The organism is Hoeflea sp. AS60, assembly GCF_038900115.1.
In the GTDB taxonomy this organism is placed as follows: domain Bacteria; phylum Pseudomonadota; class Alphaproteobacteria; order Rhizobiales; family Rhizobiaceae; genus Hoeflea.
This window is the reverse complement of sequence record NZ_JBBMQP010000001.1, coordinates 1,040,303-1,063,067: the sequence shown is the minus strand read 5'-3', so window position 1 is coordinate 1,063,067 and position 22,765 is coordinate 1,040,303. Positions and strand designations below refer to the sequence as shown.

Genomic DNA, 22,765 nt, shown 5'->3' with positions numbered 1-22,765 from the left:
CCCCGACATTGTGGAGACACAGAGGGAGCCGCTTATGCATCATCACCCCCAGGCGAATGATCTCTGGCGAGGTTTTGAAGTATCGGGATGGGGATAGCTGGATCATCCCGTCTCGTTAAGCGACAGCCTTTCTCCGCTCCGGAACTTTGTCCCGGCGGTGCAACAAACTTTGATCGGCCTCACCATTTTGAAACGAATGCTTGCCTGTTGACGCCCGAAATCTGTTCGTTGCCCAGCCTCGACGGGAGCAATCAAATAAGCAGGCCCATCAAAGACCATATGCAGCACATTTGCTGACCCACGCACCGACACCATTGTGACAATGTGTGCATCATTGCAAAGCCTTCTTTACAGCATCCTGTGGCCAATCCATCCGTCCCCCCTCCGAAGCGTGGAACGTATGGTCTGCTGCCGCGTTTATGTGCATCGCCATAATCGAAATGGATTTCATGACCCTACTCTCCCGCTTGAGACTTGGAAGCACTCCCAGTGACGTCAACAAGTTTGATCCAAAAGGAGCGGACGGTGGACTTATTCAAGCAATAAGAGCGGACTTTCTGGCGGCTGAAGAATTGGAGGTTCTTGGAGAGAGACTTGGTCACGAGTCACGCTGGGAGCTGCCAGAGTGGGATGGGTTCGCCTTCCCTGCCCGCATCAAGGACAATGCATCCTCGCTGCTGGCCAATTACAGCTCGATTGCGAAAGCCGCCGAAGAGCGCTTGCTGATCACTCCCGCGGCCGAATGGCTGCTCGACAATCACCATCTTGTTGACGAGAACGCCCGGCAGGTTGCCCGCGATTTGCCGCGAAAGTTTTATGGCAAATTGCCGACGCTTCGGGTCACGGCCGGCGACGAAATTCCCCGTACATTGGCCATCTCCTGGCTCTATGTCGCGCACACCAATTCCAGCTTTGATCCTCAAGGGTTGTCCAGCCTGATCGCTGGTTTTCAGAAGCATCAGGTTTTGACCATCGGCGAGATATGGTCGATACCAGCCATCTTGCGGATGGTCCTCCTGGAAAACCTGAGACGAATCTCCGACAGGGTGGAGATGGCGCGTGAAATGCGCGCCCGGGCCAACCGTTTCGCCGACCAGGTTGCCTTGGCAAGCAGCGACACGATCGATGCCAGACTCATGGCTTCGGGCGTCGATGCCACGAACGATGACACATACGCAGCACAATTGCTCTATCGACTTCGCGATGGCTCCCTGGGTTCGTCCGACGCCCTTTCCTGGCTCGAGACCCTGCTGGAACAAAGAGAAACGCATGCGGAGGAAGTGATCATTTCCGAGCATGCCCGGCTCTCGATGGGCAATCTCACGGCTGGGAACATCATTCGCAGTCTCAGGCGAATTGATGAAACGGATTGGACCAAATGGTTCGAATCCGCCTCCCGCGTCGATTGCGTGCTGCGCGCCGGAAGCAACTTCGCGCTCGTCGACGCACGCACCAGAAACAGCTATCGCGATGTGATCGAACGCGTCGCAAGGCGGTCGAACGGCAGCGAGCAGGAAGTTGCGCTCGCTGCCCTGGCTTTGGCGAAAAAAACACGAGAGAGTTCGGCACCTTACGATTCGCGCGACAGGGATATCGGGTACTATTTTCTGGCCGAGGGCGTGCTTGAGCTGCAGCAGCAGATGGGCTATCGCCCTGCATTTGCGGAAAAAATCGGCCGTTTCTATCGCAGGCTTGGTGTAGCAGGCATCGCCACTCCGATCGCTCTGTTGACACTCCTGTTTGTATTGCTTGCCTCAAATATGCTGGCTGCGAAAGGCGTTAGCCTGACCGTGCTGACGACGCTTGCCGTGTTCTTCGTACTGCCGGCATGGGATGCTGCTTCCGGATTGTTCCAGTATCTTGCCGCCGCGTTTTTCCGGCCGGCGCATCTTCCGGGATATGCGTTCGAAGCCGGAGTACCGACCGATGCACGCACGCTGGTGGTCATTCCATGCCTGATCAATGACCTTGATAGCGTCGACGAACTGCTGCGCAATTTGGAAGTGCATTACCTGGCCAATACAGACAAGGAACTGTTTTTTGCTCTGGCCTCCGATTGGACTGACAGCGAACGAGAGCGGTCCGACCGCGACGACGAGATCCTGGCCTATGCCGAGCAACAGACGGATCTGCTGTCCGAGAAATATATCGGCACCGGAAGCCGCCGCTTTTTCCTGTTTCACCGCAGTCGTCTCTGGAACGAAGCTGAAGGCAGGTGGATGGGGTGGGAGCGCAAGCGTGGAAAGCTGCACGAACTGAACCTGTTGCTGCGCGGCGACAAGGACACAACGTTCCTTAAACCCGGCCACGGTGTGCCGCAAGGTGTGAAATATATCCTGACGCTGGACTCCGACACTCGCCTGCCCCGCGATCGGGTCCGGGCATTGGTCGGAAAACTCGCTCATCCCCTCAATGCGCCAAGGTGGGATGCGGAAAAGGGAAAGGTCACCGCTGGATATTCAATCCTGCAGCCACGGGTGACGGCCTCGCTGACCACAGGCTCTGAAGCGTCCGCGTTCCAGCGAACTTTCTCGGTCAACCGTGGACTTGACCCTTATGTGTTCTCTGTCTCGGACATGTATCAGGATATGTGCGGTGAAGGCACTTTCACAGGAAAAGGCCTCTACGACATAGATGCGTTTGAAGCGAGCATGAACGGCAAGGTGCCGGAAAACTCGGTTCTGAGCCATGATCTGCTCGAAGGGGCCATTTCGCGCGCAGCGCTTGCGACCGACATAGAATTCATCGAGGATTTTCCGGTCCGCTATGATGTCGACGCGTCTCGTCAACACAGATGGGTGCGTGGCGACTGGCAGCTCTTGCCTATGATTTTTTCACGTACGAGCGGCCTGAATGGCCTCGGACGGTACAGGATGCTCGACAACTTGCGGCGGTCATTGACGCCTATTGCCTGGATAACCGGTGGCATCCTGTCCTGGTCGGTGCTTTCACTGGAAACTGCGGTGATGTGGCAGATAATCCTTATTATCAGCCTGTTTATTGCACCAACATTGTCTCTGTTTGCCGCCCTCTTTCCCAACGGTGAAAAGGTCTCAATTGGCGGCCATTTCCGAATATTGATGTCCGAAATTGTCAACGCGACGGCGCAGAGCGCGCTGCGTATTGTTTTCATCGCTCATACGGCGTGGATTATGGGCGATGCCATCGTCCGGTCATTATACCGGGTTTTTGTCAGCCGCCGGCATCTGCTCGAATGGAGGACAGCCGAGCAGGTTGATGCGACAGCGCGCAAGAGTGCGGTTTCCTATTATGCCTATATGTGGCCATCTCCGGTCATCGGACTCTCGGGCCTGGTTCTGGCTCTGACATTCGAGCCGCAGACGGCGGTTATAGCCGCTGGTTTCTGTGCCCTGTGGATAGCCGCTCCGGCGATAGCCTGGTTTGTCAGCAAGCCAGCGCTGACCGAGGATTCGCTCCATATCGACATCAAGGTCGAAGTACAGCTGCGTCTTATTGCTCGACGCACATGGCGGTATTTCGAGCGTTTTGTGACGGAAGACAGCCATTATCTGCCGCCCGACAATTTCCAGGAAGATCCGGAACCGGTGGTGGCTGAGCGTACGTCGCCAACAAATATCGGCATGTACCTCCTGTCGACCGTGGCAGCGAGAGATTTTGGCTGGATCACCCTGTCCGAAACAATTGGCCGCATCGACAAGACGCTCGACACAATTGAAAAACTTCCCCGGCACCGCGGCCATCTGTTCAACTGGTACAACACGCGCACTCTGGAGGTACTGCCCCCCAGCTATGTCTCGAGTGTGGACAGCGGCAACCTGGCGGGACATTTGATCGCCGTCAGTTCGGCTCTGAGATCCTGGTCGGAAGCGCCAGCAGTGCATCTGCTTGGCGACATAAGGGGTATAGGCGACGCCGCCTACATCCTTGAGCAAGCGTTGGGCGAAGTCGCCGATGACCGGCGAACGACAAGGCCCTTGCGACGCAGGCTCGAGGAACGCCTGTCGGGATTCTTGCAGACCTTTGAGCGGCACATGCAGGAACCGGCGATCGCTCCGGTCCGAGCCATTAACCTGTCGCTTATCGCGACTGAGCTGACGGCCTTGGCAGTCGATCTGGACAGTGAGGTCAAGTCCGTTGAAAGCGCCAATGTCATCGCATGGGCGCGCAGCCTGCATGATGCTTGCGAGGCTCACTTTGCCGATGCGACTTTCGATCGCAGCCAGCTTAAGCCGCTGCAACGGCATTTGCAGGTCACGTCGGAAAGGGCCCGGAAAATAGCCTTCGACATGGACTTCTCTTTCCTTCTTGACGAGATGCGGGGCTTCCTGTCGATCGGCTTTAGGCCCGAGGACGGCGAACTCGATTCCTCCTGTTACGACCTTCTCGCGTCCGAAGCTCGCTTGACCAGTCTGTTCGCAATCGCCAAGGGCGATCTTCCGAGTACCCACTGGTTTCGTCTCGGCCGCCCCATCGTAGATGTGAACTGGCAGGGCGCACTGGCCTCGTGGTCAGGCTCGATGTTCGAGTATCTGATGCCACCACTGGTCATGCATGAGCGACGCGGCGGGCTTTTGAGCCAGACCAATCGCCTGGCGATTGCGCGTCACGTGAGCTACGGTCAGGCGCATGATGTTCCGTGGGGAATTTCAGAATCCGCATTCAATGCGCGTGATCTGGAACTGAATTACCAGTATCGAAATTTCGGCGTCCCCTCGCTCGGCCTCAAGCGCAATCTGGTCAACGATCTCGTCATCGCTCCGTACGCAACGGCATTGGCAAGCCAGTATGTGCCCGCGCAGGCATTGGCGAATTTTGACCATTTGAAGAAATATGACGCACTTGGTTCGTATGGCTTTTACGATGCGATCGATTTTACGCCATCGCGTCTGCCAGAAGGCAAAAGTTGCGCCGTCGTCCGCAACTATATGGCTCACCATCAAGGCATGAGCATCGTGGCGATTGCCAACGCTGTTCATGATGGACGCATGCGGGATCGTTTTCACGCCGATCCTGTGATCGAAGCTGCTGAATTGCTGCTGCAGGAGAAGCCGCCGCGTGAACTTGTGCCGCTGCGGCGTGCGGAACCATCCACGGAAACGACCGACGGGCTGTCGCAATTGCAGAACCGCGAATTCCGCGAAATCAACGACCCTGAACGCAACCGTCGCGAAATTCTTCTTCTTTCCAACGGCCACTATTCCGTCATGCTGACGGCCAGCGGCTCGGGATATGCGCGTTGGAACGGTCTCTCTGTCACCCGATGGCGCCCTGACCCGACTTTCGATGACTGGGGTAACTTCATCTTCTTGCGCGATCTTGATGATGGTGATTGGTGGTCGGCTACACCAGGGCCGATTTCCTCGCCGGAGGATACTGCGAGAACAATTTTCTCGGACGAAAAGGCAGAATTCTTCAAGACCCGTGGAACGCTAAGCTCTCGACTTGAGTGCCTTGTAGCATCGAATTTTGATGCGGAGGGCCGTCGGGTTGTCCTCACCAACAAGGGGGAGCGTGAACGCACCATCGAACTGACGTCCTATTGCGAACCTGTGTTGGCTGCGGATGCCTCCGACACAGCACATCCCGCGTTTTCCAAAATGTTTGTCCGGACCCATATCGGCCCGAATGGCGATGTCATTTACGCCGAGCGGAACAGGCGCTCGCCAACCGACCCGGACATGTGCGTTGCGCATCTCGTTTCTGACGTAAAAGGTGGCCGCGCCACGCAGGCGGAAACGGATCGCAGACGGTTTATCGGGCGTGGGCACAGCCTGGCTGACGCCGCGGCCTTCGAACCGGGCAGCAAGCTGAGCGGAAGCGATGGCTACACCCTGGATCCCTGCATGGCACTGCGTCGCGTCGTACGCATTCCCCCGGGCAAGGAAGTGGAGGTGATATTCTGGACGATCGCGGCACCGCGCCGCCAGGACATTGAAGCAGCGGTTACCCATTTCCATCATGCCGAAAGCTTTTCCCAGGAGCTTCATCTCGCCTGGACACGGTCCCAGGTGCAGATGCGCCACACAGATATCACGCCACAAGAGGCGGCTCTGTTCCAGAAATTTGCCGGTTATCTGGTGTATCCAGATCTGTCGCTGGCATCGGAAGGCATCGCGGCAGCCGATGGTGAGCATCAGCAATCCGCCTTGTGGCCCATGGGCATCTCCGGGGATTTTCCCATCTTTTTGTTGCGGCTCGACAATGAGGCTGACTTGCCGATTGTGCGCAAAGCCTTCCGCATGCAGGAGTATTTTCGGTCTCGCGGCCTGATTTCCGATCTGGTGATCGTTAACGAACGCGCATCCTCCTACGCACAGGACGTGCAGCATGCCATTGACGCCTATTGCGTGAACGCCGCCAGGCGCGGACTTGCATCTGGACCGGGCCAGCATATTTTCTCGGTCCGCCAGGACCTGGTGACACCAAAATTATACTCGGCGCTTCTCTCCACAGCCCGCGTGGTATTGCACACCCGAAACGGCAAACTGTCGGAACAGCTGGAACGCATCGAAAAAGTGATTGCGGAGGCTGCTGATACGGAAGAGGAGCCGCTTCGCGGCAAATCCCAGATGGTGCAGCTTCCCGGAAAAGTGTCACGCAGTCCCGATCAAGGCGAAGATGTCACCGGCGATGATCTGCTGTTCTGGAATGGTTATGGCGGTTTCGATTCTGCCAGCAATGATTATGTGATCCGTCTCGCTGCGGGGCGTTCAACGCCGCAACCGTGGATCAACGTGATCTCCAACGAAAAATTCGGTTTCCACGTTTCGGCGGAAGGAGCCGCCTTCTCCTGGAGCCGCAACTCCCGTGACTATCAACTCACGCCGTGGACCAACGATCCGGTCACCAACCGTCCAGGCGAGGCCTTCTATATTCGCGACGTGGACAATGGAAGGCTGTATGCGCCGCTTGCGGCTTTGGCCGTGGACGCGGCCGCCCGATATGAAACCCGCTTTGGCCCTGGCCGCACTGCGATGTCGATGACATGTGACGGGCTGACGTCAAAACTCACGACGATCATCGCGGGCGAAGAGCCGGCAAAGCTATCCCGTATTGAAATTTCCAATTTCGGGAAAACCTCCCGCCGCCTTCGGGTTTATGCCTATGTCGAATTGGTGCTGGGCAATGATCGCTCCAAGACAGTCCCCTTTGTCAAATGCAGCTTCGATCCTGTCAGCCAGGCGATGACAGCGACCAACCCGTACTCATTGGCGTTCCCAGAACGCACTGCGTTCCTTGCCGCCGACACGTCGGTTGTCGCCTTCACAGCGTCGCGCGGGGATTTCTTTGGAATTGGCGGGACGATAAAGCGTCCGGGCATCGTGATGAGCGGGGCTGCCCCGGCCAATGGCACCGAAACCCGTGGCGACCCTTGCGGTGTGATTGCTTGCGAGATCGAGATACCGCCGGGTGAAACACGCAGTGTCGTCTTCATGTTGGGTGATGCAGATAAATCCAGCGATGTGGCGCCAATACTGAAACGATTGCGTGATCGCGGGTTCCATTATTTTCAACAGCAAACGGCAGCCGAATGGGGGCAATTTCTCGGAACCCTTCAGGTCGAAACTCCGGATGATGCGTTCAACAAAATGGTCAACACCTGGCTTCCATACCAAAATCTTGCCTGTCGCATTAACGCCCGCAGCGCATTCTACCAGGCGTCAGGAGCTTTTGGCTTCCGTGACCAGTTGCAAGACACGCTGGCACTTTTGCTACACGATTCCGGACTTGCGCGCCGTCAAATCCTCAAGGCTGCATCACGGCAGTTCAAGGAAGGCGATGTCCAGCATTGGTGGCTTCCAGATACGGGGGCCGGGGTACGCACCATGATTTCAGATGATGTTGTATGGCTGGCCTATGCTGTTACGCAGTATGTGACAGTTACCGGTGACATAACAATTCTCGAAGAGAAAGTGGCCTTCCTCAAGGGGAAAACCCTTGCCGAAGACGAGCATGATGCGTTTTTCCAGCCCTCGCATTCCCGTGAAAAGGTCAGTGTTTACGACCATTGTGCCAGAGCCCTGATGCTGGCCATTGACCGTACCGGTTCGCACGGGTTGCCTCTTATCCTTGGCGGTGACTGGAACGACGGCATGAACCGTGTCGGGGAGGAAGGCCGTGGCGAAAGCGTATGGCTCGCCTGGTTCCTGCTGCATGCACTGGATCAGTTCATCCCGATCGCCGAGAGACGGAACGAAGCGGCTCACGCAGCGAAATGGCGTGATCACGCGGAGAAACTGAAGGCGGCTCTGGAAGGGGCCGGCTGGGATGGCCAATGGTATCGCCGCGGCTATTACGATGACGGCTCACCGCTCGGGTCGTCCCAATCAGAAGAATGTCGGATCGATTCGATTGCGCAATCTTGGAGTGTACTGTCCGGGAATGGTGACGCGGCGCGTTCGGCCTTGGCGATGGACAGTGTTACCGACAATCTGATGGACGATGATGACGGGCTCATCCGCTTGTTTACCCCGCCGTTCGAAAACACGCCGAAGGATCCCGGATACATCAAGGGCTATCCGCCCGGCGTTCGTGAAAACGGCGGACAGTACACACATGCGGCGACCTGGGTTGCCTATGCATTGGCGAAAATGGGCCGAAACGACGACGCTTGGCGCGCATTCTCGATGCTCAATCCAGTCAATCATGCGCTCACCGAGACCGCCGCTGACAGGTATCGTGTTGAGCCCTACGTTGTTGCCGCGGATGTCTATGGCGAAGGCGACAAGACCGGGCGCGGCGGGTGGACCTGGTATACCGGTTCCGCTGGCTGGCTTTACCGCACGGCGGTGGAGGCAATATTGGGGATTGAAGTGCGCAGCGGAGAACTCTTGGTCCGACCGGCTATTCCCGCCCACTGGAACGGTTTCACCGCGCATATTGAAGTTGAAGGAAGGCGCCGGGATATTCGCGTAGATCGTTCCGCGAATGGTGAGCTGAATGTTCGCATTGATGGCGAGCTAACATCTCAAACGGCCGTATCGGAGCAAAACTCTTGAGAGTGGCACAGCGGTCGTTAGTTTGATTTCGCGCAAGGTATGGTCCAACGTCGAAGATTTGAGACATTTTGGGCCTTGGAAGAATGCAATCTCCGGCTCAATCTACGTGAATTAGTCCCAATGTGATCTGAAACCGTCCTCATTCCAGCGGGCTGGAATGAGGACGGCGCACCTTTTGCAAGAGATGATGGTTGTCCGTTCTGATGGTGGTGCTCACCAACCATCAGAACGGAGACACCAGAATGTTGAATACTACCGACAAGATTATCAAACACAAACTGGATTGCTGAACCTGGCCGAGGAACCGGGCAACGTTTAGGCCATTGAAGGATTCAACGAACCCGTTTTGCATCGGCTTGCCTGGCGCGAGGTAGTGCCACTCGACTTTGCTGTCCTCCTGCCATTTCAGGATCGCGTTCCACCTCAGCTCGGTGCCGTAGTCGCTAACCACCATGCAGGGATAGCCCCGTATCCCAGAGATTTGGTCCAGTTCGCGTGCGACAGGGATGTATCGACAACAGCTTCCAGGCATTCCCGATTGAAGTCCTCAATCACGCTCAGGATACGGATCCAACGACCACACGACAGGCTGTCTGATGCGAAGTCCAGACTCCAACACTGATTTGGCCTTTGTGGGATTCCCATCGGCGCTTTGGTTCCAATGGCACGCTTCCTGCCACCACGTTTGCGCACGGTGAGCCGTTCCTCATTGTAGAGGCGATAACCGCAATTTCATTCCACGTACCGGCAGGAATTCGTAACTAAACTCGCCAGCAGTATCACGCAGTGCGTGCCTTGTTTTCACTTCATCTGGCCACAAGGATCGCTTAGCGTCTTCCAATCGCTCTCGGCGCCGCGGCGAGTTCAACTGCTTCACTTGCCGAACCCTATGTGCGGCCTGACCCTGAAACAATGTTGTCGCAGAGAGTTTTTCAACCTCGTCACGCGAGAACGGATAAGACGCAGTACCTATCTATAGGACAGGCAAAGAAGCCAGGAGGGGCGCGTGCCAATAAATCGAGGTGTTCAACAATCCGACGCGTAAGCATGTTGGAAACGGCGTGCTGTGAGGATAACGGCAAAGGGCTGCCCCCCTTTCCAGCGCTTGGGAGCGCAACGAAATGCAGCTTGTGCGCCTCAGCGAAATGCCGCAAACGTCCGGTTTAGGGAAGCCTATCTGGACACATGAACGGCCGGATTGGGGGCGCATGCCTGGCCGGCTCGTTTGGGGACGGTAGTCTGTCAGGCAGCTTGCGGAAATGAAGCGGGCTAGGCAGACGTTCGGCTTTAGCAGGCGCGCCGCCTCCGCTTACGCTAAGAACCGGGCAGATCCTGTGGATACCAAATAGGCCATCCTGAGGGTGGTCTTATTCAGATGAGCTCGACACTGTCGATCGGCTCGCCGCCTCTTGCCGGAATGCTAGTGGCGCAAGGCCTGTCCACCTGCGAAAGCTTCGCGAAAAGCTGTTGGCATCGCGGTAAGCCAAGACATTCGCGATCCCTTCGGCGCGCAGGGTGGTCTTGGTAAGATATCGGATCGCCATGTCCCGCCGGGTCCCATCCAGTACCGCTTGATAACTTGTTTCTTCATCGCGCAATCGTCGCTGCAGCGTGCTGCGGCTAAGCCCAAGGGCGGCGGCCACGTCTTCTGCGCCTGTGCGCCCCGCTGGCATCAGATCGACCAACGCGCCTCGAACCCGAGCGGCTATTGGCAGGCGATCATTCTGGGCTGCCAGTTGAAGCTTCAGGTCCGCCTCGATATCAGCCCAAAGGGTTGGATTTTCGGAAATGAACCTGCGTTTCGCATCCTCTGGCGAAAAGGCGACGAAGGCGACATCTGAATGTTCGGGCATGATCCCCAGATGCCCGGCAATCTGCCGCCTGTCTGCCTCTGAGCCATCAAATCCTGCCGAAACCGGGCAGACGAGATGTACGGCGGCTCCGCGTATGTTCTCTACCATGCAGATGAGCTGCAGTGCGCCAAGGCTTGGTGGCATGGGACACCGATTGTCGACACTGTCATACTCCACGCGCAGGAGCGGGCCATCCCTGAAAACGCGCATCCGGGCCGGACCCAGCAACGACTTGAACTGCGCCAGACGCATCAGCCCGGTTTCCAGATCAGGCGCACACGACAGTGTGAAAAAGACCGGGATCACTGGTCCGCGGGAAATCGCGACCCCGAGGTAAGGCACGTAATCGGCGCGCGGCGAGAGCACTCCCATTGTATTCCAGGCATCGAAATACTGATCCGCAGTCACCCGCAATTCGGTCCGACCGCGCGCGAGCTCGGCAAGACCTGCCGTCTCGAGCATCACCTGCGGATCGATACCGAGGATCCGGCAAGCCACGTCGGTCGCCATGAACAGGGAATAGGTTTCGGAACTTTCCATATGCGGGGTCCTTCAAGCTCTGTCCCTGAATGCCATGGGGTTGCGACCAAGACCAGATCGAGAAGCGCGCCTGACCGGCCAACGCATCAGAACGCTGCCGCTCAACGACAGCATCGCTTTCGCATGAAGAGCAAGCATCCTGCCCCTGGCCGGCTATCTCTGCGAGTTGACCAGAGGGGATGAAGCCATGAACAACCTTGCCTATCTTGCGATCCAGTTCACCACGGCAATCGCCCTCTATCTTGTGATCTTCCGGATCTATCTGCAGCCGTGGTTCCGGGCGCAGACCTTTGAGGCGGCAACGCTGCCGCTGCTCGTGCTGCATGCCTTCCGTTATCTTGGGCTGTCTCTGGTAGTGAACGGACAGGTCGATGCAACGGTTTCCCGAGACGCGCTGGCAATCATGGCCTGGGGCGATTACGCCTCCGGTATCTGCGCCCTGATCGCGGTCATTGCCATTTCCCTGGGTTCCAGGCTTGCGGTGCCGCTGGTGATCCTGTTCTCAGTCGCAGGAATCGGGGACCTGCTTACCGTTGGGCCGACCGCCTCTAATGCCGGTGTGTTTGAGGCCGATATCGGCGCGATGTGGTTCCTCCTGGTCATCTACGCGCCCATCCTGCTGCTCACTCATATCTACATTGTTGTCAGGCTGGTGGCGCATTTAAGCCCCTCTAGGCGTGCATCGACATCCTGACGGAGTCTGGATGCCGACGCCCGCCCGCAGGCAAAGCGGCTATCATGTTGCGAGTGTGGGACTCCGATCGTCGGCGGGACAATTATCCAGTTCAGTCGCGAACTGTCCGCTTCAAAAAGCTGCGCGCACTCTTTCGCATCCACCAAAAGCGCCAGCTTTCCTGCCCCTGTTTGAGGAAAAGGCAATTCGGGCCTGAATATCCATAAAGGGCACGCATAGCGGCTATTAAGGGCGGCTCTCCCTTTTCCGAAAGCTGAGACTGCCAACAATGGTACCAGGGTCAAATGTTTCAGGAGTTGGAACCATTCGTCTTGTGGATCAATCCAAGTCAGACAGGACGGCGGGCTGACATTGGCTGCAGATTTCAACAGCGACATTTATGAAACCGATTGCTCTTAAGGCCCGCGGTCAACGCGCTAGCTCTGAAGCCATTGAGACAGTTCGCAGTCAAATCGCGCAGGAAACCGGGGATGCTCACATGTGCCTTCTGTTAGTTCTATTGCATATTTTTTGCGCATTATAGCTCTATATTGTATACAAAACGGGTTTGGATTTTTGATATCATCAATATTTTTCAATGGCTTGTGATTTTGGCACAGTGATTGCTTAGCTCATTTCGGCAGCGCACAAATTGCCCGCCAAATCGCAGAATTTTTCGGGAGACATTGGTCCTCGACACAAACCATGGAGACAGCTCGTGAAACGTCGCAATTTTCTCACGGTAGCCGCAGCCGCCGTATCCGCCCCCCTGGCAGCGCCGTCCATAGCCAAGGCTCAGACCACCTTCAATTGGAAGATGACCAATGCCTATGGCCCGGGGTCGCCGTTCTATGTTGAAGGTCCAGGCAGCCCCACAGACTTCTGCAAGAAAGTCGAGGCCATGAGCGACGGCCGCCTCAAGATCCAGCATTTTGCTGCTGGCGAATTGATCCCTGCGCTTGAAGGCTTTGATGCCGTGCGCAACGGAACGGTGGAGATGAACTCGGCCAACTCCTATTTCTGGGCAGGCCGCCTGCCTGCCGCACAATATTTCACCACCGTTCCCTTTGGCATGAACTTTCAGGGACAGAACGCGTGGCTTTACCATGGCGGTGGCATGGAGCTCTGGGACGAGCTTTATCAGCCGCTCGGCCTCAAGGCGCTGCCGCTTGGCAACACCGGTGTGCAGATGACCGGCTGGTTCCGCAAGCCGATCGAAAGCGTTGAAGACTTCAATGGCCTGAAGATGCGAATTCCAGGTCTCGCCGGCAAGGTCTATGCGTCGCTTGGCGTAGACGTGAAGCTGTTGCCGGGTGGCGAAATCTTCCCCGCACTGGAGCGTGGCGTGATCGATGCCGCCGAGTTTGTCGGCCCCTACCAGGATCGTCGCCTTGGCCTGCAGAATGCAGCCAAGTACTACTACACCACTGGCTGGCACGAGCCGTGCAACGTCACCGAACTGCTGATGAACCAGACAGCCTGGGATTCGCTGCCCGCAGACCTCAAGGCCATCGTCCAGACAGCGGCCATGGCCTGCAACCTGGAAAGCCACACATGGTGCGAAGCCAACAATGCTGCGGCGCTGAAGGATCTGGTTGAAAATTTCGGCGTCCAAGCAAATGTGCTGCCCGAGAGCGTTGTCGAAGCGCTTCGTACGGCTACAGCCGCGACGCTTGAAGAAATCGCCAATGCCGATCCTGCTACCAAGAAGGTCCATGACGCCTTCATGGCATTCAAGGCGGAGCATGACAGCTGGGCAGCCGTCTCGGAGCGTCCCTTTGCGAACCTGAAGGCCTGACATCCACATGGCTCACAGGCTTGAAATGATTGCGGACGGCGCTGCAAGCGTCGTCCGCACGGTGGGCCAGGTGACCGCCTGGCTCGGACTTGCCTTGGTCTTGGTGGTGGCTGGAAATGTGCTTGGTCGCTACCTTTTCGGACTGGGCAGCGTGGCCATGCAGGAGGCGGAATGGCACCTCATGGCGCTGGGCGCATTGTTCGGCATGTCCTACGGGTTGAATGCCGGCGGTGAAGTGAGGGTCGATGTGTTTTACGACCGGTTCTCCGTGAAGACGAAAAGGATTGTAGATACAATCTCATCAGCCCTGCTGATGCTGTGCGCACTAGCCCTTGCATGGCTGTCCATCGGATATCTGGAACAGAGCTACTCGATCAACGAAGGCTCACCCGATCCCGGTGGTCTGGCCTATCGCTATCTCCTCAAATCGGCCCTGCCGATTGCATTTTTCCTGCTCGCTCTCCAGGCGCTGTCGATGCTTTGTGCCCACCTGGTACATCTTGTTGGCAAGCCCGAAGCAGCCGGATCGGATTGATCCAATGCCCTATACGGAAATTTTATCGCTTTGCATGATCGGCGCATTCTTTCTCATGCTGCTGGGAGGGATTCCGGTGGCTATATGCCTTGGCGTCACCGGATTCTTTTTTGGCTATCTCGGCTTTGGCACCTCGCTGTTTGCACTGCTGCCCGCGCGCGTGTTCGGGGTGGTGACCAATTACACGCTGCTGGCTTTGCCGCTGTTCATCTTCATGGGCATCATGCTCGAAAAATCAAAAATTGCCGAAGACCTGCTTGAGGTCATTGGACTTGCCATGGGCGGCCTGCGGGGCGGCATGGCGCTGGCGATCATCCTTGTCGGGGTGTTGATGGGGGCGGCCTCCGGCGTGGTTGGCGCAACGGTGGTGACGCTTGGCCTGATCGCGCTCGGCCCGATCGTCAACCGCGGCTATGACAAGGGTGTGGCAAGCGGCGTTATCTGCGCTTCGGGAACGCTGGGCCAGATCATTCCACCCAGCCTGGTGCTCATCCTGCTGGCTGATATCATGGGTGAATCGGTGGGCACCCTGTTTGCCGCAGCCCTCATTCCCGGCCTCATCCTGTCCCTGCTGTTTGTGGGCTATGTTCTTCTGCTCGGCATCCTCTATCCGGCCAGTGTTCCCGCCATTCCGCAGGCCGAACGGGATCTCACCTCCCGCAGGGAACTGGCAGGCAAGCTGCTGCGTGTGGTTCTGCCGCCGATTGCCCTGATCTTCCTCGTTCTGGGATCAATTATTGGCGGTGTGGCAGCCCCGACGGAGGCTGCTTCGATGGGTGCATTCGGGGCCATCCTGCTTGCGCTGTTTTCCGGCCGGCTGAATTTTTCCATGATGCGCGAGGTGGTGCGGTCCAGCTTTGTCACCAGCGCGATGGTGTTCTTGATCCTGATCTTCTCCCAGCCCTTCGGTTTGGCGTTCCGAGGACTTGGCGGCGAACGGCTTGTGCAGGACGCCTTTTCGATGGTTCCCGGCGGGCTTGACGGACAGATCCTGTTCCTGATGCTGTTGATTTTCGTCCTGGGCTTTTTCCTCGAATGGATCGAGATCTCCTACATCGCGCTGCCGCTCTTCCTGCCGATCTTCATGCAGGCTGGCGCGGACATGGCGTGGATTGCCATCCTGGTGGCCGTCAATCTCCAGACCTCGTTTCTGACCCCGCCTTTCGGCTGGGCACTGTTCTTCCTCAAGGGGGTAGCGCCACCAGAAGTGAGAACAATTGACATCTATCGCGGGGTCATTCCCTTTATCGGCCTTCAGCTGATCGGGTTGGGTCTGGTCTACACTTTTCCGCAGCTCGCTCTCTGGCTGCCTGAAACAATAGGTTGGTGATGCTTTACAGTGCATTGGGTTACAAAGGCGCCTTCACAGCGCCGCATCGGGTGGCAGCGCTGGCGGGCCGCGACGTCCTTGAAGCAGGCGGAACCGCAATCGAGGCAATGGTTGCGGCAGCCGCGACCATTGCCGTGGTCTATCCGCATATGAACGGCATCGGCGGTGACGGTTTCTGGTTGATCAAGAAGAAGGGCCAGGCCCCGATCGGTATATCAGCCTGCGGACGCGCGGCGCGACTGGCCACCCCGGAATGGTACCGGGAAAGAGGTCACGCCGACACCATCCCCGCCCGGGGCGGACTTGCCGCGCTCACAGTACCAGGCACGTTGCGAGGCTGGGAAATGGCGCTGGACCAGGTCGATCAGGCGCGCCGCATGCCGCTGTCGAAACTGGTGTCACCGGCGTTCAACTATGCGAGGGACGGGATAGCGGTCACCGGCAACCAGGCTGCCTGCACGCGTGACAAGCTCTCGACACTCAGTGGCGTTCCGGGTTTTGAAGAGACGTTTCTTGTTGACGGAAGACCTCCGGAACAGGGGCACCGGATGCGTCAGCTTGCCTTGGGTGAGACGCTGGAAACCATCGGCCGCGATGGAATCGATAGCTTCTACACCGGTGACATCGCGAAAACACATGCAGCCTTTCTGGAAGCACAAGGAAGCCCGCTGCGGTTCGAGGATTTTCAGGACTTCAAGGCAGACCGGGTTGAGCCGCTTGCTGTTTCCGTCTCCGATGGCGAGCTCTATAACATGACACCGCCCACGCAAGGCTTGTCATCTCTGATGATACTTGCGCTGTTCGACCGGCTGGGAGTGAGCCAGGCAGAAGGTTTTGAGCATATCCACGGGCTGATTGAAGCGACCAAGCAGGCCTTCATCATCCGCAATGCGGAACTTGGTGATCCCGATACCATGCGCAAGCCCGCGAGTGACTGGCTGCAGCCGGAAGTGCTCGATCAGCTGGCAAGCAGGATCGACAGGAAGACCGCCCTCTTCTGGCCCCATGAGTCCAAGGAGGGCGACACTATCTGGATGGGCGCCATCGACAGCGAAGGCACCGTCGTAAGCTTTATCCAGAGCGTTTTCTGGGAATTCGGTTCGGGGCTGACCTGTCTGGACACAGGTGTTTTTTTCCAGAACCGCGGCGCGGGATTCAGTCTTGGCGAAGGCCCCAACCAGCTTGCTCCGGGCAAGCGTCCATTTCACACCTTGAACCCGGCGCTGGCGGAACTCACCGACGGTCGCGTGTTTGCCTACGGCACCATGGGCGGCGAAGGCCAACCTCAGACACAGGCGGCTGTTTTCACGCGCTATGCAAGCTTCGGCGGCGATCTGCAGCAGGCGATTACCCTGCCGCGCTGGCTTCTGGGGAAGACCTGGGGGGACGCGACCACATCTCTCAAGCTTGAAGCCCGCTTTGACCCAAGGCTTGTTGAAGCGCTCAAGGCGGCAGGTCACGAGGTCGAAATGATCCCGGAGTTCTCCGATCTTGCTGGCCATGCGGGCGCTGTCGTTCTTCATACCTCAGGTCTTATGGAAGCGGCGAGTGATCCGCGATCTGATGGCGCAGCACTTTCCTACTGACGCAGAATAGCGAAGGGACACATATCTTGGACACTGCACTCTCGACTTCCGAGATGATCGGCCTTGCGGTCAGTCTCGGTCTGGCCTCGATTTTCGCCGGATTGATTGCCGGGCTGCTTGGTGTGGGCGGTGGAATCGTCATCGTGCCGATCCTGTTCTGGCTGTTCACGCTGATCGAATTTCAGCCGGAGCTGTCAATGCACATGGCGGTCGCCACATCACTGGCAACGATCATTGCCACCTCCATGTCCTCGGTGCGTGCGCACCACAAGCGCGGCGCGGTGGATGTGGCCCTTCTCAAGCGCTGGTCGCCTGCCATCGCTCTGGGAGCACTGTCTGGCGGCCTGCTTGCCAAATACATTGATCCGGCAGGACTAAAAGCCATTTTCGGGTTCGTCGCGCTGGCGGTCGCACTGAATATGGCGATCCCGAAGACGCTTGTGGTCGCATCAGAGCTACCCGAGAGCAATGCAGTCCAGTCCGCGATTGCCTATGTGATAGGCCTGTTATCGTCACTTATGGGGATTGGCGGCGGGACATTGTCGGTTCCCACACTTTCTGCGTTTTCCTATCCGATCCATCGTGCGGTGGGAACGGCAGCGGCCTTCGGTTTCATGATCGCGATACCTGCTGTCATCGGATTCATTTTTTCAGGATGGAGTGTGCCGGATCGTCCACCCTTGTCGTTGGGCTACGTCAATCTTATCGCGGTGGCGATCATCTTTCCCTTCACCACCTTCTTCGCACCCGTCGGTGCGAAACTCGCCCACAGTCTCGATCCAAAATGGGTGAAAAGGGCTTTCGCCGTATTCCTGGGTATCACCGCATTGCGAATGCTCTACTCAACGTTTGGCTGAACGAGCCTGCAGCACGGCCTTGGCGGCGCTTTGCAGGTGGCGCCGAAGGGCCCTTTCCGCATCCTTGCTGTTGCGGTCCAGGATGGCCATGACAATCTGGGTATGTTCCTCATTGGACTTTGCTACCCGCTCGGCCTGTTGAAGCTGTGAGCTGCGAAATGGCGCGAGCTTGAGACGCATGGCATTGGCTGTTTCCACCAGGTCTTCATTGTGGGTACCGGCGAAGATGAGCGAATGGAATTCGGTGTTGATCCGGTCGTAGCTGGGAAAATCGCGCTGCTGCGCCACGTTCTGCATTCTGTTGTGGACGGCCTCAAGCTCGGTTCGCTCGGTCATGGTCATGCGGGCTGCGGCAAACCGGCCGCATATTGCCTCGATCTCGCTCATCGCCTCGAACATCTGGTCAATGCGGTCTCGGCTGACATCGGCAACCACCACACCGCGATAGGGCTCGCGCTTGGCAAGAGACCGGGAAACCACCACATGCAGGGCTTCGCGGACGGGGGTTCGCGAGACGCCGAACCTCTGGGCCAGCGCATTCTCATCCAGCTTTGAGCCTGCCGGCCACATGTGGGCAATTATCTCACGCTCCAACTCGGAGGCAATAAAATCGCTATGGAGTGTTTTGGTCTGATCGGTCATTTTCCACACACGGCCCCTCACAGGCCATGATACGACAACCTGCATGTTCAGTCTAATTGCAGCATGATCCAAAGCAACAATTGCTTTGTTTTGTCTTCAGATTTCTGGCGGCGGCGGAAGGCAGCGGCCTGAAGTTCCAACCCCGGGCACTTGGCTAAGCTTGAGATTGCAATGATCGAGCTCGCTTTTGGACAGTCTAATGCTCGTCGGACATTTTCCTTAATCCTCTCACGAGAATGAACCTGGCTGCTCCGCGCCCTCAAATCGGTCATTGAGGACAGCTTTACATTTCCCGGAAACCAGACACCGCCGCCCCGCAGCAGCAAGGGTTGAGGTTTTGAAAGTTTGAGATGTCTGTCTTGCGGGCCGGGCTTGTGGATATGGGCAAAAAGCCGACTTTTGCTGTCAGTGTGACGCGATTTTTCGAGGGGCCAAACAGGGCATCAAGAGTGCGCGCGGACACGAACCTGCAGAACAGGTTTGACTGTCAGGCAACAGAGCATCATTTTCACTGCGCGGTTTCGTTGACTTGGAGATCGTCTCGCCGGATCCTGAAACAGGAATATGACGTACCGAATTGAGGTGGATAATGATGCAGGCCGACGATGTCAGACGGTTTTTGGAAGGGCAAAAGATTTTCGTGTTTGAGCCGGAGACGCGCAGCCTTGTCGCGGTCGTCGACTACGAGCCGGGTGGCCGCTGTGCTTTCCAGTTTTCAGCTGGCGATGCTGACGTCGGCGTTTACGGATTTGAGGGAGATGCTTATTGGACGCGCTACGAGAAGTTCAGGAACGGCGAGCGCCATTTCTTCCACCTCGAGAGCCTCGGGCCAGGCATCGCGCAGGCCTATTTCGCTGATGGAACGAAGGCTTTTCTTCAGGCTCAAACTGCTGATCTTGCCGGAATTGTCGAAGTTTAGCGCGTTTTAGACCAAGGCCCGCCCGGGTGCGCTTGCGAGGAGGCTTGCGAAACTTGGAGTGGGGCGGCAAGAAGATCCGCCGCCCCAGATATCTTACTGGATGGCAATGCCCAGCTTTTCGCCGATGGTTGCATTCCATGCAGAGACACATTCGGCGCCACAGCGTTCGGCAAATGCGGGCAGGATTGCAGCCGTCACAGCCTCGGCGCGCAGGGCATCGTCGGCTTCGGTGAACGGAACCAGGGTCATTCCGCCCGGCTCGCCCTGATCGCAGGGACCGGTTGTGTTACAGGCGAGACCTGTTTCGGTTTCCGTTGCCGCCAGCTCAAAAATCGAGGTTTCAAGCCCGCGAAGTCCCGATGTCAGATAGGTCTGCACCGAAGCATCAAGACCATTCCACCAGTCGAGATTGGCAAGCTGCGCCGCAAGGCCAAAGTTGACGGGCATCGGAGAAATGAACTTGGCGCTTTCATACCATTTGGCCTTGTAGCCTGACAGAGCGCCGGTGATGGCGCAATCGACCACGCCGCTGGCCAGCGAAGGCTGCACTTCGGCAAATGCGATGGACAGGGGCGAGCCGCCCAGATGGCTGACAAACGCCTGCTGCGAAGCCCCGGATGCGCGCACCTTTCGGCCTGCCAGATCGGCGAGCGATTTGAACTCATCGCGGCAATAGATCACCTGAGCCTGATAGGTACCAAAGCCAAGAAGCTTGATGTTGTGTTCTTTCTCCAGGAATTCGGCATAGGACGGCCGCCAGGCATCGGCCACTTCGGCCAGCTGCTCGACGCTTGAAAGCACGCCGACCAGGTCTGTCGCCTCGTTTCGCGGCACTTCGCCGGAGTTGTAGGCCAGAACTGTGGTTGCGATCTGCAAGGTGCCGTTGCTGACCAGCCGGAAAATTTCGCCACCCTTGAAGCCAAGTTCGGTGAAGGGTTTCACATTCGCGGTGATCTTGCCGCCGGTTTCGGCAGGTACTGTTTCAGACCAGAATGGCAGTTCCTTGTCGGTGTACATCGACAGGCTGCCGATGGATCCAACCACGTTGAACTCTGTTGCAGGCATGTCCTGAGCTATCGCTGGCAGGGCCAGAAGTGTCGCGAGCGTTGTTGTTACAAGAAGTTTCATCGTAGTCTCCTTCGGGTTGAAACGGTTTTATCCGCCGGTTTTCGGATTGACGATTGTGGGCAGCCAGAGGGCCAGCTGCGGGAAGGCAATCAACAGGCTGATCATGATCAGCATGGCGACGAGGAAAGGTGCTGCACCCTTGAAGAGGTCGGTAAACGCGCCGCCGCCCTTGCGCACGGCCTGCACGACATAGAGGTTCATGCCGACCGGCGGGGTAATCAGCGCGGCTTCGATCAGGATCACGAAAACAACCCCCCACCAGACCGGCGAGTAACCCAAGCCAACAACTACGGGCACGATGATCGGGGTGGTGGCGATCATCATCGAAAGCGTTTCCATGAAGCAGCCGAGCAATAGGTAGAAAACGACAATCGCCAGCAACATGCCCAAGGGCGGCCAGCCCAGTGACAACACCGCGTCGGTGATCGCGCCGACCAGGCCAATGGAGACCATGACAAAGTTCAGGAAAAATGCCGCGATCACAATCAGCATGATCATGCATGTGGTTCTGACCGTACCTTCAAAGGCGGTGAGCAACACCGGAAGCGTAAGCTTGCCGTTCAGCGCTACGAGGATCACCGTGGCGATCAGGCCCAGAGCCGCAGCTTCCGTCGGGGTGGCGAGGCCGGCATAGATGCTGCCCACGACGATAGTGAACAGGCCCAAAGGCGGCAGAAGGTGCGGCAGGCCCCTGATCCGCTGAGGCCACAGCGATCCTTCAACCACCTTGGGCCCACCCCAATGTGGCCGCCACAGCACCAGCGCCAGAACAATGCCGGAAAACAGCGTGGCCAGCAGGAACCCGGGGATAAATCCGGCAGCGTACAGATCGGCGACCGAAGTGTCGGTCAGTACTGCGTAGATGATCATGTTGATCGACGGCGGAATGAGAATGCCCAGCGTGCCGCCGGCGGCGATGGAGCCCAGAAACAGCGGACGATTGTAGCCGCCCTTGTCCATGTTCGGGATCGCCACGGTGCCGATCGTTGCGGCAGTGGCGATCGACGATCCTGAAGTGGCCGCAAAGACTGCACTTGCAGCTATGTTGGTGTGCATGAGCCGGCCGGGAAGCCTAGCAAACCATGGGGTCAGCGCGTTGAACAAGCGCCCCGATACGCCAGAGCGGTGCATCAATTCACCCATCATGATGAACATCGGGGCTGCGATCAGGATGAAATCCTCGGACGAATTCCAGGCCAGTTCGCCGGCCGCTCCTGTCATGGGAAAAAACGCGTAGTTTTCAGACAAAATATAGCCAGTAAGCGCCAGAACTGCCGCTACGGGCAGGCTGAGCACCAGCATGACCAGCAGTAAGAGAAACGCAGCGAGGATCATGGCCGGTCCCCCGCGGCATGCACCGCTTCGTCAATCTCAGCATTCAGATCAGCCGACCCGATCGCCGCTTCGAAACCGGCGCGATCGCCCTTGATCAACCGCAGCACGGCTTGAACGGGGGCAAGCACAGCCATGCAGGCAAACCAGAACAGCCCGATCCACCAAAGCCCCTGAGGGATCACAACTGGAATTTGCAGCAGAGACATCGACCGCGCGCCCATTGCCCAGGACTGAGAAACCGTACCCCACGCAAACCAGGCCAGCGCCATCGCCACAACGGCCAGTGCGCCTGCGGCCAGCAAATCGCAGGCGGCGCGCACCGGAAACGGCAGCTTGGCCACCACGAAGTCCACCCGGATATGCGCCTTGGTGGTGACAGTATAGGCGAGGCCGAGCCCTATGCAGGCGGCGAGCCCATATCCCGAAATCTCGAAGCTTTCGACCAGGCCGCGGTTGAGGAAATATCGCGCAAGCACATCAATGGTGATCGGCACCGCACAGCCAAACAAGATCACAGCTCCCGCCACCCATGCCAGCCATCGCGAAACACGTTGTGGCAGCGGTTCGATCATTTTCCGTCCCCAAAGA

13 protein-coding genes and 1 pseudogene are annotated in these 22,765 nt (G+C 57.6%); 8 read left to right on the top strand and 6 right to left on the bottom strand.

The features are described from left to right. The first annotated feature begins 572 nt into the window (after positions 1–572). Positions 573–8,981 carry a glucoamylase family protein gene (locus WNZ14_RS04960; RefSeq protein ID WP_342867483.1) on the top strand — a complete coding sequence of 2,803 codons (8,409 nt, stop codon included), beginning with the start codon at positions 573–575 and terminating at the stop codon, positions 8,979–8,981. Between the two features lie 319 nt (positions 8,982–9,300). Here WNZ14_RS04960 and WNZ14_RS04955 read toward each other — a convergent pair. Next, positions 9,301–9,704, bottom strand: a pseudogene (locus WNZ14_RS04955) (DDE-type integrase/transposase/recombinase); the annotation flags it as partial. Between the two features lie 644 nt (positions 9,705–10,348). Next, positions 10,349–11,374: an AraC family transcriptional regulator gene (locus tag WNZ14_RS04950; protein WP_342867482.1), complete on the bottom strand. Its 1,026-nt coding sequence runs from the start codon at positions 11,372–11,374 to the stop codon at positions 10,349–10,351. Positions 11,375–11,561: 187 nt separating this feature from the next. Between WNZ14_RS04950 and WNZ14_RS04945 the strand changes: the two genes are divergently transcribed. The 6 genes from WNZ14_RS04945 (at position 11,562) to WNZ14_RS04920 (ending at position 18,153) form a co-directional block, all read left to right on the top strand. After that, positions 11,562–12,068, top strand: a complete 507-nt coding sequence (locus tag WNZ14_RS04945; protein ID WP_342867481.1) for a hypothetical protein — start codon at positions 11,562–11,564, stop codon at positions 12,066–12,068. A gap of 697 nt (positions 12,069–12,765) precedes the next feature. Continuing rightward, positions 12,766–13,845: a TRAP transporter substrate-binding protein gene (locus WNZ14_RS04940; protein WP_342867480.1), complete on the top strand. Its 1,080-nt coding sequence runs from the start codon at positions 12,766–12,768 to the stop codon at positions 13,843–13,845. Positions 13,846–13,852: 7 nt separating this feature from the next. Next, positions 13,853–14,380: a TRAP transporter small permease subunit gene (locus WNZ14_RS04935; RefSeq protein WP_342867479.1), complete on the top strand. Its 528-nt coding sequence runs from the start codon at positions 13,853–13,855 to the stop codon at positions 14,378–14,380. Between the two features lie 4 nt (positions 14,381–14,384). Next, positions 14,385–15,710, top strand: a complete 1,326-nt coding sequence (locus WNZ14_RS04930) for a TRAP transporter large permease subunit (RefSeq protein ID WP_342867478.1) — start codon at positions 14,385–14,387, stop codon at positions 15,708–15,710. Then, the gene (locus WNZ14_RS04925; RefSeq protein ID WP_342868514.1) at positions 15,710–17,296 is read left to right on the top strand and encodes a gamma-glutamyltransferase family protein; all 1,587 of its coding nucleotides are present in this window, start codon (positions 15,710–15,712) and stop codon (positions 17,294–17,296) included. The genes WNZ14_RS04930 and WNZ14_RS04925 overlap by 1 nt, the downstream gene beginning before the upstream one ends. Before the next feature lie 26 nt (positions 17,297–17,322). Then, entirely contained in the window at positions 17,323–18,153 is an 831-nt protein-coding gene (locus WNZ14_RS04920) for a sulfite exporter TauE/SafE family protein (RefSeq protein ID WP_342867477.1), read from the top strand. On the opposite strand, the gene WNZ14_RS04915 is transcribed toward WNZ14_RS04920, so the two are convergent. After that, complete coding sequence (locus WNZ14_RS04915) at positions 18,139–18,795, bottom strand: GntR family transcriptional regulator (RefSeq protein ID WP_342867476.1); 657 nt, start codon at positions 18,793–18,795, stop codon at positions 18,139–18,141. The two genes, WNZ14_RS04920 and WNZ14_RS04915, sit on opposite strands and share 15 nt — an antisense overlap. A gap of 589 nt (positions 18,796–19,384) precedes the next feature. Here WNZ14_RS04915 and WNZ14_RS04910 point away from each other — a divergent pair. Continuing rightward, complete coding sequence (locus WNZ14_RS04910) at positions 19,385–19,714, top strand: hypothetical protein (protein ID WP_342867475.1); 330 nt, start codon at positions 19,385–19,387, stop codon at positions 19,712–19,714. Between the two features lie 93 nt (positions 19,715–19,807). Here the strand turns inward: WNZ14_RS04910 and WNZ14_RS04905 are convergent, their stop codons facing one another. The 3 genes from WNZ14_RS04905 to WNZ14_RS04895 are packed head-to-tail and all read right to left on the bottom strand — an operon-like array spanning position 19,808 to position 22,749. Beyond that, positions 19,808–20,842, bottom strand: coding sequence for a TRAP transporter substrate-binding protein (locus tag WNZ14_RS04905; protein ID WP_342867474.1), 1,035 nt, complete (start codon positions 20,840–20,842; stop codon positions 19,808–19,810). A gap of 27 nt (positions 20,843–20,869) precedes the next feature. Further along, positions 20,870–22,177: a TRAP transporter large permease gene (locus WNZ14_RS04900; protein WP_342867473.1), complete on the bottom strand. Its 1,308-nt coding sequence runs from the start codon at positions 22,175–22,177 to the stop codon at positions 20,870–20,872. Continuing rightward, complete coding sequence (locus WNZ14_RS04895; RefSeq protein WP_342867472.1) at positions 22,174–22,749, bottom strand: TRAP transporter small permease; 576 nt, start codon at positions 22,747–22,749, stop codon at positions 22,174–22,176. Before WNZ14_RS04895 ends, WNZ14_RS04900 begins: the two co-directional genes overlap by 4 nt. Positions 22,750–22,765: the final 16 nt, after the last annotated feature.

What these genes read in the sequence shown, in the direction of transcription:
- WNZ14_RS04930 (WP_342867478.1), top strand. Translation starts at nt 14,385, where the DNA reads ATGCCCTATACGGAAATTTTATCGCTTTGCATGATCGGCGCATTCTTT.
- WNZ14_RS04950 (WP_342867482.1), bottom strand. Translation starts at nt 11,374, where the DNA reads ATGGAAAGTTCCGAAACCTATTCCCTGTTCATGGCGACCGACGTGGCT.
- WNZ14_RS04905 (WP_342867474.1), bottom strand. Translation starts at nt 20,842, where the DNA reads ATGAAACTTCTTGTAACAACAACGCTCGCGACACTTCTGGCCCTGCCA.
- WNZ14_RS04910 (WP_342867475.1), top strand. Translation starts at nt 19,385, where the DNA reads ATGATGCAGGCCGACGATGTCAGACGGTTTTTGGAAGGGCAAAAGATT.
- WNZ14_RS04900 (WP_342867473.1), bottom strand. Translation starts at nt 22,177, where the DNA reads ATGATCCTCGCTGCGTTTCTCTTACTGCTGGTCATGCTGGTGCTCAGC.
- WNZ14_RS04915 (WP_342867476.1), bottom strand. Translation starts at nt 18,795, where the DNA reads ATGACCGATCAGACCAAAACACTCCATAGCGATTTTATTGCCTCCGAG.
- WNZ14_RS04895 (WP_342867472.1), bottom strand. Translation starts at nt 22,749, where the DNA reads ATGATCGAACCGCTGCCACAACGTGTTTCGCGATGGCTGGCATGGGTG.
- WNZ14_RS04945 (WP_342867481.1), top strand. Translation starts at nt 11,562, where the DNA reads ATGAACAACCTTGCCTATCTTGCGATCCAGTTCACCACGGCAATCGCC.
- WNZ14_RS04925 (WP_342868514.1), top strand. Translation starts at nt 15,710, where the DNA reads ATGCTTTACAGTGCATTGGGTTACAAAGGCGCCTTCACAGCGCCGCAT.
- WNZ14_RS04935 (WP_342867479.1), top strand. Translation starts at nt 13,853, where the DNA reads ATGGCTCACAGGCTTGAAATGATTGCGGACGGCGCTGCAAGCGTCGTC.